This window comes from Halogeometricum limi (assembly GCF_900115785.1).
In the GTDB taxonomy this organism is placed as follows: Archaea; Halobacteriota; Halobacteria; order Halobacteriales; family Haloferacaceae; genus Halogeometricum; species Halogeometricum limi.
The window spans coordinates 137,247-151,507 of the sequence record NZ_FOYS01000003.1 but is presented as its reverse complement, the minus strand read 5'-3'; the positions used below and the strand labels follow the sequence as shown (position 1 = coordinate 151,507).

The 14,261-nt window shown below is 66.9% G+C and carries 17 protein-coding genes; 5 read left to right on the top strand and 12 right to left on the bottom strand.

What is annotated here, in order from left to right; translation table 11 throughout:
- Nucleotides 1–76 precede the first annotated feature (76 nt).
- Entirely contained in the window at nt 77–454 is a 378-nt protein-coding gene (locus BM282_RS09500) for a hypothetical protein (protein ID WP_089879921.1), read from the top strand.
- Nucleotides 455–470: 16 nt separating this feature from the next.
- On the opposite strand, the gene BM282_RS09495 is transcribed toward BM282_RS09500, so the two are convergent.
- Nucleotides 471–755: a hypothetical protein gene (locus BM282_RS09495; protein ID WP_089879918.1), complete on the bottom strand. Its 285-nt coding sequence runs from the start codon at nt 753–755 to the stop codon at nt 471–473.
- A gap of 70 nt (nt 756–825) precedes the next feature.
- On the opposite strand from BM282_RS09495, the gene BM282_RS09490 reads away from it, so the two are divergent.
- Nucleotides 826–1,734 carry a glycosyltransferase family 2 protein gene (locus tag BM282_RS09490; protein ID WP_089879914.1) on the top strand — a complete coding sequence of 303 codons (909 nt, stop codon included), beginning with the start codon at nt 826–828 and terminating at the stop codon, nt 1,732–1,734.
- Between the two features lie 18 nt (nt 1,735–1,752).
- Here BM282_RS09490 and BM282_RS09485 read toward each other — a convergent pair whose 3' ends face one another.
- Both BM282_RS09485 and BM282_RS09480 read right to left on the bottom strand, forming a co-directional pair.
- Entirely contained in the window at nt 1,753–2,229 is a 477-nt protein-coding gene (locus BM282_RS09485) for a DUF5812 family protein (protein WP_089879909.1), read from the bottom strand.
- Nucleotides 2,230–2,306: 77 nt separating this feature from the next.
- Entirely contained in the window at nt 2,307–2,840 is a 534-nt protein-coding gene (locus BM282_RS09480) for a hypothetical protein (RefSeq protein WP_089879906.1), read from the bottom strand.
- A gap of 116 nt (nt 2,841–2,956) precedes the next feature.
- Here BM282_RS09480 and BM282_RS09475 point away from each other — a divergent pair, with 116 nt between their 5' ends.
- Both BM282_RS09475 and BM282_RS09470 read left to right on the top strand, forming a co-directional pair.
- Nucleotides 2,957–4,249: a glucose-6-phosphate isomerase gene (locus tag BM282_RS09475; RefSeq protein WP_089879903.1), complete on the top strand. Its 1,293-nt coding sequence runs from the start codon at nt 2,957–2,959 to the stop codon at nt 4,247–4,249.
- Between the two features lie 50 nt (nt 4,250–4,299).
- The gene (locus tag BM282_RS09470) at nt 4,300–5,043 is read left to right on the top strand and encodes a CPBP family intramembrane glutamic endopeptidase (RefSeq protein WP_089879900.1); all 744 of its coding nucleotides are present in this window, start codon (nt 4,300–4,302) and stop codon (nt 5,041–5,043) included.
- 49 nt (nt 5,044–5,092) lie between these two features.
- On the opposite strand, the gene BM282_RS09465 is transcribed toward BM282_RS09470, so the two are convergent.
- The gene (locus BM282_RS09465; protein ID WP_089879897.1) at nt 5,093–5,551 is read right to left on the bottom strand and encodes an NOB1 family endonuclease; all 459 of its coding nucleotides are present in this window, start codon (nt 5,549–5,551) and stop codon (nt 5,093–5,095) included.
- A 19-nt stretch (nt 5,552–5,570) separates the two neighbouring features.
- Nucleotides 5,571–5,816, bottom strand: coding sequence for a PRC-barrel domain-containing protein (locus BM282_RS09460; RefSeq protein WP_089879894.1), 246 nt, complete (start codon nt 5,814–5,816; stop codon nt 5,571–5,573).
- 196 nt (nt 5,817–6,012) lie between these two features.
- On the opposite strand from BM282_RS09460, the gene infB reads away from it, so the two are divergent.
- The gene (gene infB, locus BM282_RS09455; protein WP_089879891.1) at nt 6,013–7,830 is read left to right on the top strand and encodes a translation initiation factor IF-2; all 1,818 of its coding nucleotides are present in this window, start codon (nt 6,013–6,015) and stop codon (nt 7,828–7,830) included.
- A gap of 73 nt (nt 7,831–7,903) precedes the next feature.
- Here the strand turns inward: infB and BM282_RS09450 are convergent, their stop codons facing one another.
- From BM282_RS09450 to BM282_RS09420, 7 genes are all read right to left on the bottom strand, one after another.
- Nucleotides 7,904–9,226, bottom strand: a complete 1,323-nt coding sequence (locus BM282_RS09450) for a cytochrome P450 (protein ID WP_175501469.1) — start codon at nt 9,224–9,226, stop codon at nt 7,904–7,906.
- 119 nt (nt 9,227–9,345) lie between these two features.
- Nucleotides 9,346–9,726, bottom strand: coding sequence for a DUF5811 family protein (locus BM282_RS09445; RefSeq protein WP_089879887.1), 381 nt, complete (start codon nt 9,724–9,726; stop codon nt 9,346–9,348).
- Between the two features lie 97 nt (nt 9,727–9,823).
- Nucleotides 9,824–10,294 carry a pyruvoyl-dependent arginine decarboxylase gene (locus BM282_RS09440; RefSeq protein WP_089879884.1) on the bottom strand — a complete coding sequence of 157 codons (471 nt, stop codon included), beginning with the start codon at nt 10,292–10,294 and terminating at the stop codon, nt 9,824–9,826.
- An 81-nt stretch (nt 10,295–10,375) separates the two neighbouring features.
- Complete coding sequence (pan2, locus tag BM282_RS09435) at nt 10,376–11,605, bottom strand: proteasome-activating nucleotidase Pan2 (protein ID WP_089879881.1); 1,230 nt, start codon at nt 11,603–11,605, stop codon at nt 10,376–10,378.
- A 151-nt stretch (nt 11,606–11,756) separates the two neighbouring features.
- Nucleotides 11,757–12,392, bottom strand: a complete 636-nt coding sequence (locus BM282_RS09430) for a DUF4397 domain-containing protein (RefSeq protein WP_089879878.1) — start codon at nt 12,390–12,392, stop codon at nt 11,757–11,759.
- A 71-nt stretch (nt 12,393–12,463) separates the two neighbouring features.
- The gene (locus BM282_RS09425) at nt 12,464–13,489 is read right to left on the bottom strand and encodes a PAS domain-containing sensor histidine kinase (protein WP_089879875.1); all 1,026 of its coding nucleotides are present in this window, start codon (nt 13,487–13,489) and stop codon (nt 12,464–12,466) included.
- A gap of 60 nt (nt 13,490–13,549) precedes the next feature.
- Entirely contained in the window at nt 13,550–14,038 is a 489-nt protein-coding gene (locus tag BM282_RS09420) for a deoxyuridine 5'-triphosphate nucleotidohydrolase (protein ID WP_089879871.1), read from the bottom strand.
- Between the last annotated feature and the right edge of the window lie 223 nt (nt 14,039–14,261).

The following is a 14,261-nucleotide window of genomic DNA, read 5'->3' as shown; positions in this document are numbered from 1 at the left end:
TCTCCGTCGGTTCCGACGAGACGGCGTCTCGACGACGGCCGTGCCACATAATGACGTGGCGCGCGTAGGAGCGAGTATGCCGAACACACAGACGGACGCGACGGCGGCGGAGACGGCCCGACGCGTCGTCGTCTCCTATCCGGACGAACTGAGCGCGTGGGCGCGCGACCAACTCGACACCGACCGGTTCAGAACGTACCTCCGGCGCGTGTTGGACGACCTGCCCCCCGGACACACCTGGGAGGAGTTCGTCGACGTCGGCTGTTGCGGGAACTCGCTCGACATCCCGCTCCGAATCGAGTCGGTGGACGGCCCCGAGCGGATGGGGTCGGACACCGAAATCGAGTACGCGACGCGCGAGACGGAACCGGGCGAACTCGAAGGCGGATGGCGCGTCCAGAGTAAGGGCGGGCCGGCGGCGACGTCGGGGAAGAGACGGGACGAACGAGAGTAGGGAGTCGGTGGCGGAGTCAGACGGCGCGAGACAGGTCGTACAGGTTCGCGACGACGAACAGCGAGAGGGCCACCACCATCGCCCAGAACCACGCGTCGTTCTCGGTGATTCGGGTGATGCTCTCGTCGGAGGCGTCCGCGGCGTACTCGCGGGCGAAGACGACCAGTCCGACGCCCACGAGGAGGACGAAAGCGACCTGTAGCCACCCGCCGTCGCCGAGGAACAGGGAGACGGCGTTCTCGACGAGCACCGACGCGAAGAAGGCGCAGTACAGGAGGACGACGACGCGCTCGCGGTTCATACGTGGCCGTCGAGACGCGCACACAAGTTTCGATTGGTTTACAGTATCGGCGCGAGACGACTCGACCACGATGTCCCCACCGACGAGCGTCCTCCTCCCCACGACGCGGTGGACCGACGCCTGCGACGAGGTGGCCGCGCAACTCGGCCCCGACGACGAACTCCTCGTGATTTGCGACGCCGAGACGGACCCCGTGGCCACGCGGACGTCCCTCCCCGACGGCGTCGACGTCGTCGTCGCGGGCGAACCGGACGGCTGTTCGGGGAAGGCCAACGCCATCGCCACCGGGATGCGAACGGCGAGACACGAGCGAGTCGTCTGGACCGACGACGACTTCTCGCGGCCCTCGGACTGGCTCTCGACGCTCCACGCCGACTACGAACAGCACGGACCCGTCACGGAGGTTCCGTTCTTCGTCGGGCGCGACGCGCTCTCGACGCTCTTAGAACCGCTGTACGCCCTCGGCGGGACGCTCGGCGTCTACGCGAACCGGAAAGCGTGGGGCGGAGCGGTCGTGTTCGAACGGAGCGACCTGAACGAGGCGGCGTTCCTCGCGGAACTCCGGCGGACGGTGAGCGACGACGGCCTCCTCTCGGAACACCTGGACGTGACGCCGGTCCGCCGGACGCGACTCGTCCCCGTCGGCGGGAGCCTCCGCGAGTCCGTCGAGCGACACGTCCGCTTCACGCAGATAGTGTACCGACACGAACCGCGGGACACCGCCGCGTTGCTCGCTCTGGGCTCGATTCTCACGGTGCTCGGCGTCGCGTTCCCCCTCCCGATGTTCCTGTTCGCGACGCTTCTCACGTTCGCCGTCTACCGCGCGTTCGGCGTCCGCCGGTGGACGTTTCTCCTCGGGTACCCCGTGATGCTCCTGCAGGTTCCGCTGTTCGCCTACGGCATCGCCCGACGGACGTTCGTCTGGGGCGGTCGACGCTATCGCTGGTCCGCGAAGTTCGACGTGCGGGTCGTAGAGTAAAGCGGAGTGAGGAGAGAGTCAGGGCATGTAGCGGACGACGACGACGCCCGGACGCGAGCGAATCTCGACGCGGTTCACGCCGAGGCGCGCGGCGCGCGAGAGCGTGTTCTCCTCGTCGTTGGCCACGTCGGCGACGGCCTGTTCGGTCTCTTCCTCGGGGACGGTGATGACGTGAATCTCGCCGGTCCCCGCGCGTTCGGTCCGGGTGAGTTCGCCGACCGGTTGCCCGTCGGCTATCTCTCGGGAGTTCGCCGTCGGCGACTCGTCTGACACCTCGACGGTGACGCCCCACCGCGACTCGATGTCGACGAGTTGGTACGACACGTTCATCGGCGGGTCGGGCGCGACGACGCCCGCCACGGCGTCGTGTCGTTCGACGCCGGGGTTCGAAGACAGCGTGTGCACCTGTCCGGTCTCGACGTTCTTCAGCACCGCAGAGTCCTCGTCCGCGGCGGTCACGAGAAACGTCCCTTCGACTCGCTCTTCGTCGGTCATTGGCGTCGGTAGGCGGTCCGGCCGCTTGTCGGTTTCGTCCGCCTCCCGAGGAGTTCGACGTTCGGAGCGGGCGCTTCTCACCCGAACAGTTTGTGCGCGACGCCGATGAGGAGTGCGCCCGCGAGCGGAACCGTCCACGAGAGCGCCTGCGGAATCTCGTACAGGAACGCGACGAGCGGAGCGAACAGCCCCGCGGGCGGTGGCCGCGTCACCGTCTCGCCGTCCAGGACGAACGTCTCGGGCATCGAGGCGACGACGCCGAGGTACAGCGACGCCAAGAACAGGTAGCCCGCGACGGCGAGTGCCGTCTCGTATCGCGGCGTGGACTCGATGTCGCGGCGGTGTCTGCGGGCGACGACGAGCGTCGGCGCGACGGCGGGGAAGACGACGAGGAGGCCGACGACGATGTAGAACGCCCGCGAGAGCGTCAGCGAGCCGCCCTGCACCGCCGCCGTCTGTCCGAGGAGGACGACGAGGGCGATGACGACGAAAAGCGAGATGAGCGCGACGGCGAGTCCGCTGAGCACGACGTACGACTTGAACAGGAGCGAGCGACTGCGACGAAAGGCGTACGGGAAGGCCCCGAAGACGCCGTTGTAGCCCGTTGCCATCGTCCGGAGTTGGGGACGACGGGGCTTGAGCGAACCGGTCCGTTCGTCTCGCGAACGCAGCGGGGCTCGTCGCTTGGACGCCCACCTTTTTCCCCGCCGCCGTCGGCGTTCTGCGTATGCGAGTTGACCTCGGTAACGTACTCGCTTCGACGCCCGGCGTGTCGGAGTCGTCGCTCGAACGGTTGGACGAACAGGTCGCGGTCGCACACGAGACCATCGAAGCGGGCCGCGCGGACGCCGAACACGGCTACGCGGCGTTGAACCTCCCCGACACGGCCGACCCCGACGCGATTCGCACCGCGGTCGACCCGTTCGACTCCCCCGAGGCGGTCGTCACCGTCGGCATCGGCGGGAGCGCACTCGGCGCGGCGACGCTCTCGGAGGCGCTCTCGGGCCCCGAGGACCCCGACGCGTACTACCTCGACAACGTCGACCCCGAACACGTCACGCGCCTGCTCTCGACGCTCCCCCTGTCGGAGACGGTCGTCAACGTCGTCTCCCGGTCGGGGACGACGGCGGAGACGCTGGCGAACTTCCTCGTCGTCCGCGAGGCGATGGCCGACGCGGGCGTCGACTGGACCGAGCGGACGTTCGTGACGACGGGCGAGTCCGGCAACCTCCGTGACCTCGCGGAGAGACACGACCTGCCCTCGCTTCCGGTGCCGGACGGCGTCCCCGGTCGGTTCTCCGCGCTCTCGACGGTCGGACTGGCCGTCGCGGCGATTCAGGGCCACGACGTGGACGCACTGCTCGCGGGGGCACGGGACGAGGCGAGTCGCCTCTCGGGGTCGCTGTTCGAGTCGCCCGCGTACGCCTACGGAGCGACGTCGTACGCCCTCGCCAACCGCGGCGCGCTGACGAACGCGATGATGCCCTACAGCGAGGACTTGGAGTACTTCGCCGAGTGGTTCGCGCAACTGTGGGCCGAGAGCCTCGGAAAAGACGGATTGGGACAGACGCCCGCCCGCGCGCTCGGCGCGACGGACCAGCACTCGCAACTGCAACTCTACCGAGCGGGGCCGCGCGACAAACTCGTGACGCTCGTCCGACCGACCGAGAGGGCGGACCGAGCCATCCCGGAGACGGAGTTGGACGGCCTCGCGTATCTCGGCGGGTCGTCCCTCGGTGACCTCCTGGACGCGGAGTTCGAGGCGACAGAAGCGAGTCTGGCCGCGGCGGGCGTCCCGAACCTCCGCGTGGAGATAGACCGCGTGGACGAACGCGGCCTCGGCGAACTGCTCTACGGGATGGAGGCCGCCTGCGTCCTCTACGGCGAACTCGCGGGCGTCTCGACGTTCACCCAACCGGCCGTCGAGTGGGGTAAACGGGCCGCGCGCGGACTGCTCGGCGGCGGCGACTTCGAGGAAGCCGACGCCGTCGCGGACAAGACGCGCCTGCTCGTGGAGTAAGCCGCAATCGGCACCCCTATTCGCCGTCGTCGCGTAGCGTCGGGAACGACATGGCATCCGACGTGTCCTCCGACCCCCAGACGAACTTCTCGGCACCCGTCCGCGCGTTCGGAGGTGCGGCCGTCGTGGTCCTCCTCGTCATCCTCTGTGCGCTCGTCTTCGTCTCGCTCGGAACCGCACTCCTGCGGGGCGTCGGCGTCGACCCCTCGGGTGCGCTCGGTACGGCACTCGTCAGCGCACTCCAGTTCGTCGGATTCGGCGTCGCCGCCGCGGGCTACCTGACGGCGACGGACAACTGGAGCCTCGTCCACCTCCGGCGGCCGACGGGGCGGGACGCCTACTGGGCCGCCGCCGGACTGGGCGTCCTCCTCGCACTCTATCTCGTCATCAGCTACGGACTCACCGCGCTGGGAATCGACAGCGGCGACAGCGCCGTCGCCGGGACGGCGGAGGGTCGACCCGTCCTGTTTCTGTACTACATCCCGGTGACGATACTCCTCGTCGCCCCGACGGAGGAACTCGTCTTCCGGGGGGCCGTGCAGGGGCTCTTTCGGAGAGAGTACGGCGTTCCGTTCGCCGTCGCGGCGTCGAGTGCGACGTTCGCCGCTGTCCACGCCACCTCCTTCACCGGCGAGGGCGCACTCGTCTCGCTCGGCGTCGTCCTCGTCCTCGGCGCGGTGTTGGGCGTCGTCTACGAGAAGAGCGAGAGCATCGTCGTCCCCGTCGTCGCTCACGGACTCTACAACGCCGCGCAGTTCGGCGTCAGTTACGCGCTGGCAGTCGGACTGCTGTAGCTGTAGGCGTCGCTCGCGGCGGTGAGATAATCACGGTGCGAAAAGTGGGTTACGCCGGGTTCTTTCGGGAGAGGTCGGTGCCGCAGATGGGGCAGCGGTCTTTGTGTTCGTCGAACTCGCGGCCACAGCCCTGACACTGGAACCGCCAGTTACGCTGTTCGTCGATACCGTCCTGTGCGATGACGTTCACCTGCACGTTGACCCGTTCGGCGACGTTCTGCATCGCGTAGTCGTCGGTGACGAGGGTGGCGTCAAGTTCGAAGGCGGCGGCGAGCAGACGGATGTCGGTGTCCGAGAGCGTCTCTCGGTCACCCGTCTCCTCGGCGGCCCGTTGAATCTTCTCGACGGTGCCCGACGCGGGGATGTGGATGTGCATCCCCGCCCCTTCCATCGCGTCGAAGCGGAAGGAAGCCTCTCCTTCGAGTTCCTCTCCGACGAGAGGAATCGAGGCCGTCTGGTCGTCCGTGTGGTACTCGTGGATGAACGCGGAAGAGTCGAGAACCTGCATCGGCGATTTCTGTACGTAGCTATCGTTGGACGACGATGTAGTCTTTTACGGCTTGGACGCGGGAGACGGGGACCTGGAACCGGCCCTGTTCGTCTCTGTCGAAGGTGAACTGTTCGGGGCGAATCTCCTCGTGCGGCGACACCAACAGGTCGTGCAGCGTGCCCGTCTTCATGTTCATCGTGATGTTGTACAGCATTCCGAGTTCCGTCCCGTCAGAACCCATGACGGCTTTTCCCGAGAGATTCTCGGCGAGTACGTCGGCCATGACGAGAGGTATTCGACCACGGTCACATAAGTGCCACGGGGCCGTCCGACGACCGTCTGACGGGTCGGCCGGAGCTGTAATTTCACCGAAATCCGGGGCGTGTCACCGTCTCGCGTGCACACGCGCCAGCCCGTGACGATGGACTTAACTGCGGCGACGCCCGCCTATCAGTACAGCACTTCTCGGAGTGATTTTCATGTCTGACACCGACGCCGACGCCCCTTCGACGACCGAATCGAACGCACTCCGAACCCCTATCGTCGCAGTTCTCGGGCACGTCGACCACGGAAAGACGACGTTGCTCGACAAGATTCGCGGCTCTGCGGTCTCGGACGACGAAGCCGGAGCCATCACCCAGCACATCGGTGCGACGGCGGTTCCCTTAGACACCGTCTCGGAGATGGCGGGCAGTCTCGTCAACCCCGACGACTTCGACCTGCCCGGTCTGCTCTTCATCGACACGCCCGGCCACCACTCGTTCTCGACGCTCCGGTCGCGCGGCGGCGCACTCGCCGACATCGCCATCGTCGTCGTCGACGTGAACGACGGGTTCCAACCGCAGACCATCGAGGCCCTCGACATCCTCAAGCGAACGGGCACGCCGTTCGTCGTCGCCGCGAACAAGATAGACACGACGGCCGGATGGAACCCCAACGAGGGGTCGCCCATCCAGCAGACGTACGAGAACCAGTCGCAGAACGCCCGCCAACGACTGGACGAGAAGCTCTACGAGATAATCGGGAACCTCTCGGACGAGGGGTTCTCCGCCGACCTGTACTGGCGCGTCCAGAACTTCCAGAAGAACATCGGCGTCGTCCCCATCTCCGCCATCACGAGCGAGGGGATTCCGGACCTCCTCGCCGTCCTCATGGGCCTCTCGCAGCGCTACATGAAAGAGGAGATGGCCATCGACGTCTCCGGACCCGGCGCGGGAACCGTCCTCGAAGTGAAAGAGGAACGCGGGTTCGGGGCGACGACGGACGTCGTCCTCTACGACGGCAGCGTCCGCGAGGACGACACCATCGTCGTCGGCGGCGTCAACGGCCCCATCGTCACCGAAGTCCGCGCCCTCCTGCAACCCCGACCGAACGCCGAGATTCGAACCGAAAAGCGGTTCGAGAAGGTCGAGGAAGTCCGCGCCGCGGCCGGGGTGAAGATAGCCGCCCCCGACTTGGACGACGCGATGGCCGGCGCGCCAATTCGCGTCGTTCGCGACCAGAACGTGGACGAAGTCATCGACGAAGTGACCTCCGAACTCGCCGAGATAGAGGTCGAAACCGCCGACGAGGGCGTCGTCGTGAAGGCAGACACCCTCGGCAGTCTGGAAGCGATGGCGAACGCGTTGAAAGAGGCCGAGATACCCATCCTCCGCGCGGAAGTCGGCGACATCGCCCCGCGCGACGTCGCCGTCGCCTCCACCGCCCGCGAGGACGAGAACAAGGTCATCCTCGGCTTCAACGTGGACGTCCTCTCGAACGCCGAGGACGAACTGGAGAAGACGGGCGAGGTGCGCCTGTTCCGCGACGACGTCATCTACCAACTCGTCGAGGAGTACACCGAGTTCGTCGAGGAGCGAAAGCGCGCCCAGCAGGAGACGGTGCTGGACAAGATTATCCGGCCGTGCCGGTTCCGCATCCTCGAAGACCACGTGTTCCGCCAGTCCGGCCCCGCCGTCGTCGGCGTCGAGGTGCTCTCGGGCACGCTCAAGAACAACACGAACGTCGTGAAGTGGGTCGGCAGCAAGCCCACTCGCGTCGGTGACCTCTCCGGCATCCAAGAACAGGGCGAGGACGTCTCGGAGGTTCGCGCCGGCAACCGCGTCTCCATCGCCATCGACGGCCCCACCGTGGGCCGGCAGATAGAGGAGGGCGACGAGTTGTGGACGGAGTTACCCGAGAAACACGCGAAGATTCTCGAACAGGAACTCTCCGACGAGATTCCCGCCGACGAGTTGGAAGCGCTCACGGGCTACCTCGACAAACACCGTCAGCGCGACCCGTTCTGGGGCAAGTAGCCGACTCGCGTCGCCGGTCGGAGGCGTTCGGTGGTCGGGCGGCCGCGCCAGACCGCACGAACGGACTGATTTCTCACGTCGTCTCCGACCGCCGCCGGTGGAGGTTCGCGGGGAGTTCGTGAGCGGGTTGGAGCGTCATCACCGGGTCGAGTTCTAGCTCTCGAATCGGTTCGACGCGGTACTGCTGGCCCACCGTCGCGAGCACGATGGTCGCCTCCAGCAGTGCGAACCGGCGAGCGAGACAGGCGCGCGGTCCGGCACCGAACGGAACGTACGCACATCCTTTGTCGGCGGGCGAGGTGTCCTGCCAGCGCGCCGGTCGCCACTCCTCCGGGTCCTCCCAGAACCGCTCGTCGCGGTGGACGGACCAGATGGACAGATGCGTCCGCATCCCGTCCGGAAGGCGGTAGCCGCCGAGTTCGACGGGCCGCGTCGTGACCCGAGGGAGCATGAAAACCGGCGGATACCGCCGCAGGGTCTCGTGAACGATACGCTCGGTGACCTGCAGGTCGCCGACGTTCGAGAGCGTCGGCGGGTCGCCGCCGAGGACGTCGTCCAGTTCCGCGTGGAACCGTTCTCTGACCACCTCGTGCGTCCCGAGGAGAGAGAGCGCGTACGAGAGCAGGAGCGAGGTCGTCTCGTAGCCGGCGAACACCAGTCCGGTGACCTGGTCTACGATCTCTTGGTCCGTGAGCGCGGCATCGCCGTCGGAGCGCAGTTCGACCAGCGTCGAGAGCAGGTCGTTACCGCCGTCTCCCGCCTTACGCTCCGCCAGCAACGCCTCTCCCTCCGCCTCTAACCGCTCGACCGCGCTGTGGAATCGACGATGGGCCGGCGTCGGAACCCAGTTGGGAAGGGCGAACGACGTCGGCTCGAACCAGAGGTTGAGGTCGCTCGCCGCCCGATGGATGACCTCGTCGCCGTCGGGGTCGAGCGTTCGGCCGAACACCGTCCCGAAGAAGTTCTCCAGCGCGACACGGCTCATCTCGTGGTGCAGCGACACTCGCTGCCCGTCGTGCCACCGAGCGACGCGCCGTTCGGTGAGTCGAACCATCTCCTCGGCGTACGAGCGAATCCGACCGGGGTAGAAGAACTCCTCCATGGCCGCCCGCTGGCGTTCCCACTGGGAACCTTCCGCCGCGCCGATGCTCTGCCCGAACGCGATACCGAAGTCGTCGGTCTTGCCGAACGCGTCGGGCGTCTCCACGAGCGCCCGCCGGATGTGGTCCGGGTGTGCGAGCAGGCAGTACTCTCCGAGCCCGAGGGTTTCGAGCCGAGCGACGTCCCCGTACTCGGCGACGACCGAGTCGTGCAGGCCGAGTTGGTCGCGCATGAGGTCGAACGTTCGCCCCACGAGCGGGAGGCCGTCGGCTAGCGGTGGAGGAGGAGTAGACACGGCGGTTCGTACTCGGTACAGCAGTATCAACCCTGCGGGTGCCAGCGGTAGATAATCGCACGACAGGAGAGACGCGAGCGACTGGGCCGGCCGACGGCCCGAGAGGAGCGACGACCGCGTTACCGCGCCGTCGGCGTCAGGTCGTCGCCGACGGCGTTCATCACCTGAAACGCCGCGGAGGCGGCGAGTCCGCGAGCGACCTCGTCTCTGTCGTCGTCTGTGAGACCGGTGTCGAGGTCGTCTTGGTCCGGCGTGAACCCGGCGCTGATGGGTCTGCCGACCGGCGGGTGGACCGCGACGGTGGCCTGCGGTCCGTTCGACCCGTACGAGAGTTCCGACCCGACGGCGTAGCCGTCCGGGAGGTACGTCTGCGTCCGTGAGACGATGCCCGCGACGGCCTCGCGAAGCCGTCGGACCTGCGCAGGCGTGAGTTCGGACTCCTCGGGTCGACCTGCGTCTACCACACCGGGCGCGCCCGCGTAGGGGTTGTTTCCGTTCATGAGGATGAGTCGTGATGCCTACGGGAACGCGGCAGTTAAGTCCGTCGGAGGGGGAGACACCCGCCGTCGACGACGGTCCGTCGAGGCGTGAGGTGACTCAGAATATCGACTCGCTGGGTCCGTAGGCGGCGAGCGTGACTGCCGTCGTGTATCCTTCGCCGTCCGCCTCCGCCGTCGTGAGTGCGACCCGTTCGTCGTCGAACGTCCACTCGCGGAGGCCGCGCCCCGCTTCGAGACCCTGTTCGACCGCCCGGCGCACGCCCTCGGGGTCCTCCCCGGACGCCTCGTAGAACAGGCCCGGCCCGGGGCCGGTGGCCCACCCGAGTCCGGCCGAGACGGTGCCGACGCCGCCCGTCGTCGCCCGCGCTTGAACGACCGTGAGGCGGTTCCCGGCCGGACCGAGGTCCGGTGCGGTGTCGACCTGTTCGACCGTCGCGTCGGCGGGGACGACAGAGGAGACGGCGACGAGGTTGTAGTTGTGGACGTTGGCGGCCGCGAGTGCGGCGTCGTACGACGCCATCTCGGTGGGGGCGGTGCCCACGCCGCGGACGACGTAGATGGTGTTCATCGTCGGAGAACGTCGCCGCGGAGAATAAGGGGTTACGGAACGCCGGTCGGAGAGCGACCCGAGAACGGCCCAGCGTGTCCCTCAGTACTGGTAGTCGGTGTGTCCCGGAATCGTCGTCTGCGCCTCGGTGTCGCGCATCTTCTCGATGGCGTCGTCGAAGTCCTCGCGGCGGACCTGCGTGCGGTCGTCGCGGATGGCGTACATCCCCGCCTCGGTCGTCAGCGAGGCGATGTCCGCGCCGGAGTGACCGTCGAGTTCCTCGGCGAGTTCCGCGAAGTCCACGTCGTCGGCGACGTTCATGTCGCGCGTGTGGATTTCGAGGATTTTCACGCGGCCCTCGGGGCCGGGGTTCGGCACCTCGATGAGGCGGTCGAACCGGCCGGGACGCAGGATGGCCTCGTCCAACATGTCGAAGCGGTTCGTCGCCGCGATGATGCGAATCTCGCCGCGTTCGTCGAAGCCGTCCATCTCGCTGAGTAGTTGCATCATCGTTCGCTGGACCTCGGCGTCGCCGGACGTCTTCGAGTCCGTGCGCTTCGAGGCGACGGCGTCTATCTCGTCGATGAAGATGACGGCGGGTTCGCGGTCGGCCGCGAGTTCGAAGAGGTCCCGAACCAGTCGGGAGCCCTCGCCGATGAACTTGCGGACGAGTTCGGAGCCGGCCATCTTGATGAACGTCGCGTCCGTCTCGTTGGCGACGGCCTTCGCGAGCATCGTCTTCCCGGTGCCCGGCGGGCCGTGAAGGAGCACGCCGGACGGCGGTTCGACGCCGACCTTCTCGAACATCTCGGGGTTCGAGAGGGGGTCTTCGACGGCCTCGCGCACCTCGCGCACCTGGTCGTCGATGCCGCCGATGTCGTCGTACGTGACGTCGGGCGAGGCGTCGACTTCCATCGCCTGCGCGCGGGCGTCCGTCTCGTCGTTGAGGACGGCCTGGATGGCGAACGAGTCGTTGATGGCGACTCTGTCGCCCGCTTCGACTTCGGTTTCGAGGTGCGGCGACGTGTCTGTCAGCACCTCTTGGTTGTTTCCGTGTTGCTTGATGACGACACCGTCGTCGGTGACCTCCTCGACCGTCGCGATGTAGAGCGACGACGTCTTCAGCGTCTCGTTTCGACGCTTGAGTTGGTCGACTTCTGACTGCAGGTCGTCGCGACGGTCGGTCGCCTCGGTGAGGCGGTCGTCGAGTTCCTGGTTGACCTCTGTGAGACGCTCGAAATGCTGCCGAAGTGCAGACAAGCGCTCGGCATCCGACATCTCGGGGTCGAGGTCGAGCCGAGGACGTTCTGGAAGCGAGGGACTTCTGGACATCTGCTACCGGGGTTTGGAGGTGGTCGTAAATGTGCCTTTGGGTAGCCCGGGTCTGTGGAAGCCTCCGTAACAGCGGGCGAGAACGGCCCAAACAGGTACGTAGTGTCGGTAGGCGGGACGCGAGGGGCGACCTCCTCGACGACGGACCCGGTTAGCGCGCCGCGGCGCGTCCGTCGGCCACGGTCGACGCGGGAGTGCCCACGTCGGTCACCGCCTCGACTCGGAGACCGGCCACCAGGTCCATGACGACCATCGAACGCGCCGTTCCCCCGGCGAGGTCGACGCCCGAGAGCGTCGCGAGCACGTCGTCGGAGTCGACCGCGCGTAGTTCGAGGTCGTACGTCCCCGCGTCGACGCGTTCGTAGGTCGTCTCGTCCTCGAACGAGACGCCTTCGACGACCGTCGGCCCGCCCTTCACCGCGAGAGAGAGCGTCGGCGCGTTCGGCGAACAGTGCAGCAGTCGGACGTCGCAGGACGCCGCGGGAATCGATTCGCCCGGAGGGGCGTCCTCGTACACCATCGGTGTGAGGGTGTCGAGCATCCCCGCCACCGTCAGCGTGTACGCGCGGTCCGCCCGAAGGTCGAGTTCGGCCGTCGAGAGCGCGTCCGCTCGGGTGCCGTCGACGGGCGTGACCGCGAACGAGTGGATGCCGCTGGCGAGTTCGAGATAGCCACTGACGGTCCCGAACGACACTCCGGACAGCACCGTCTCGTCCCCGTCCCACACGTCGACCGCGGGGGCGTTCGGAACGCAGTGACCGAATCGGAGCAGTGTCTTCTTCGCCATGACAGGGGAGAGACGCGCGGTGAGACGATGAAGCAAGTTGCTCTCCGAACAGAGAGTCAGTAACCGGGACGTTACGAGGAGTCACTCGACGGGTCGACCGGGCGAAACCGCAACTCGAAGCGGCATCCGTTCGGGTCGCGCGGATGGTAGACGACCGCCCCGCCGTAGAAGTCGAGGAGTCGGTCCACGAAGAACAGGCTGAGTCCCTGCCCGTGTCTGAGTTGCGAGTCCTCTCGCCGACCGAAGAGGTACTCCACGCGCGCCGGGTCGATACCGGTGCCGTCGTCTTCGACGGTGAACACCACGGCCTCGGGCGTCGTCTCGACGGTGAGCCAGACGTTCTGGTCGTCGCCCGCGTTGTGTTCGACGGCGTTCTCGACGACGGCGTCGACGCCGCGGGCGAGGGCGTCGTCCGCGAGGACCCACACTGGGCCGTCCGGGACGTCGACGTGGAGCGTCACGTCGGCGTCGTCGGCGTCGGCCACCGCGCCCTCGACGACGGAACAGAGGTCTCTCGGGACCAGCGAGGCCGGCGTCCGTTCGAGCAGTTCGTGGAGGTCACGGGCCGTCTCCGCCCTGTCGAGGAGGCGTTCGACGCGTTGGACGGCCATATCGACGAGGTCGCGGTCCGACCCCGAGAGGGCGTCGCGAACCGTGTCGAGGACGCCGCCGACGACGTTGGCGTCGTTTCTGATGTTGTGTCTGAGCACGCGGTTCAGCACGTTCACCGTCTGCTCGCTTCGACGGCGTTCCGAGAGGTCGACGAAGATGCCCGCGTAGCCGACGAGTTCGCCCTCCGAGCGGAGCGGAAACGTCGCGCCGCGACCGAAGACTCGTTCGTCCGCCTTCGTCACCGCCTCTAGTTCACCCTCCCAGGAGTCGCCCTCGGCGAGACTGTCCGTCATCTCCTCGTACGTGTCGGGGTCGTTCACGAGGAACATCGGGAGCGTTCCGAGCATCTCCTCGCGCGAGTAGCCCGTGAACTCGACGCACGCCTCGTTGAGGTCGACGATGGCGAACGACTCGTCCGTCACGACGGTCGGATTCGGCGTCTCGTGGAGGATGAGCCGGTATATCTCCGGTGGTGGTGTAGTCATCGGGCGGAGTGTCGCGGGGGGAACGCGGCCGCGAGAGCGTGTGAGTCGTACCGAAACAGGCTACCGGGATTTACTTTTCGCCTCCGAAAGTCTCTCTCCCTGATAGCTCCCGTCGTACAACTCCTCGTTGTCAGCGCGCGCGAGGACGAGTTGTGCGACGCGGGCACCGGTTTCGAGTTCGACGTCGTGGTGGACCTGAAGCAGGCCCTCGCCGCGCCCCTCGTAGCCGGCGTCCCAGACGGCCGTGTTGAGCATACAGGAGTTCCGCATGAGCGACGAACGTGGGTAGAGAAAGCCGACGTGTCCGTCGGGGATGCGAATCGTCTCGGCGTACTGGAGGACGTACCCGCCGGGCGGCAGGAGATACGTCCCGTCCGCGCCCGCATCGATTGCCTCTCTGTCCCCGATGGTCTTGCCCTCGACGCCGAGTCGGCCCGGCGACACCTGCTCGAAGAGCGAATCGAGCGTCAGGTCGACGCCGTTCGGTTGTACTTGCTCGTCGGCTATCGGTTCGACGTGTTCGGCGACGAACGCCCCGGAACGATACATACCCGAGAGCGTTCGAGGCGGTGCAAAGAACTGTCGCTCTCGGGGTTCGCACGGACGCGGTGAGTGTGCGATACTGGCAATTTTTTGAGTAGTCTCGGCGGCCGAACCGCGCCCGTCAGTCACGCCTCCGTGAACGAATCGCTCGCCCCCGGCCACGTTCACTATTGTCTATGTAGATACAGATATGCATATTATTGACATACCTCCGACCTCAAACACGCGG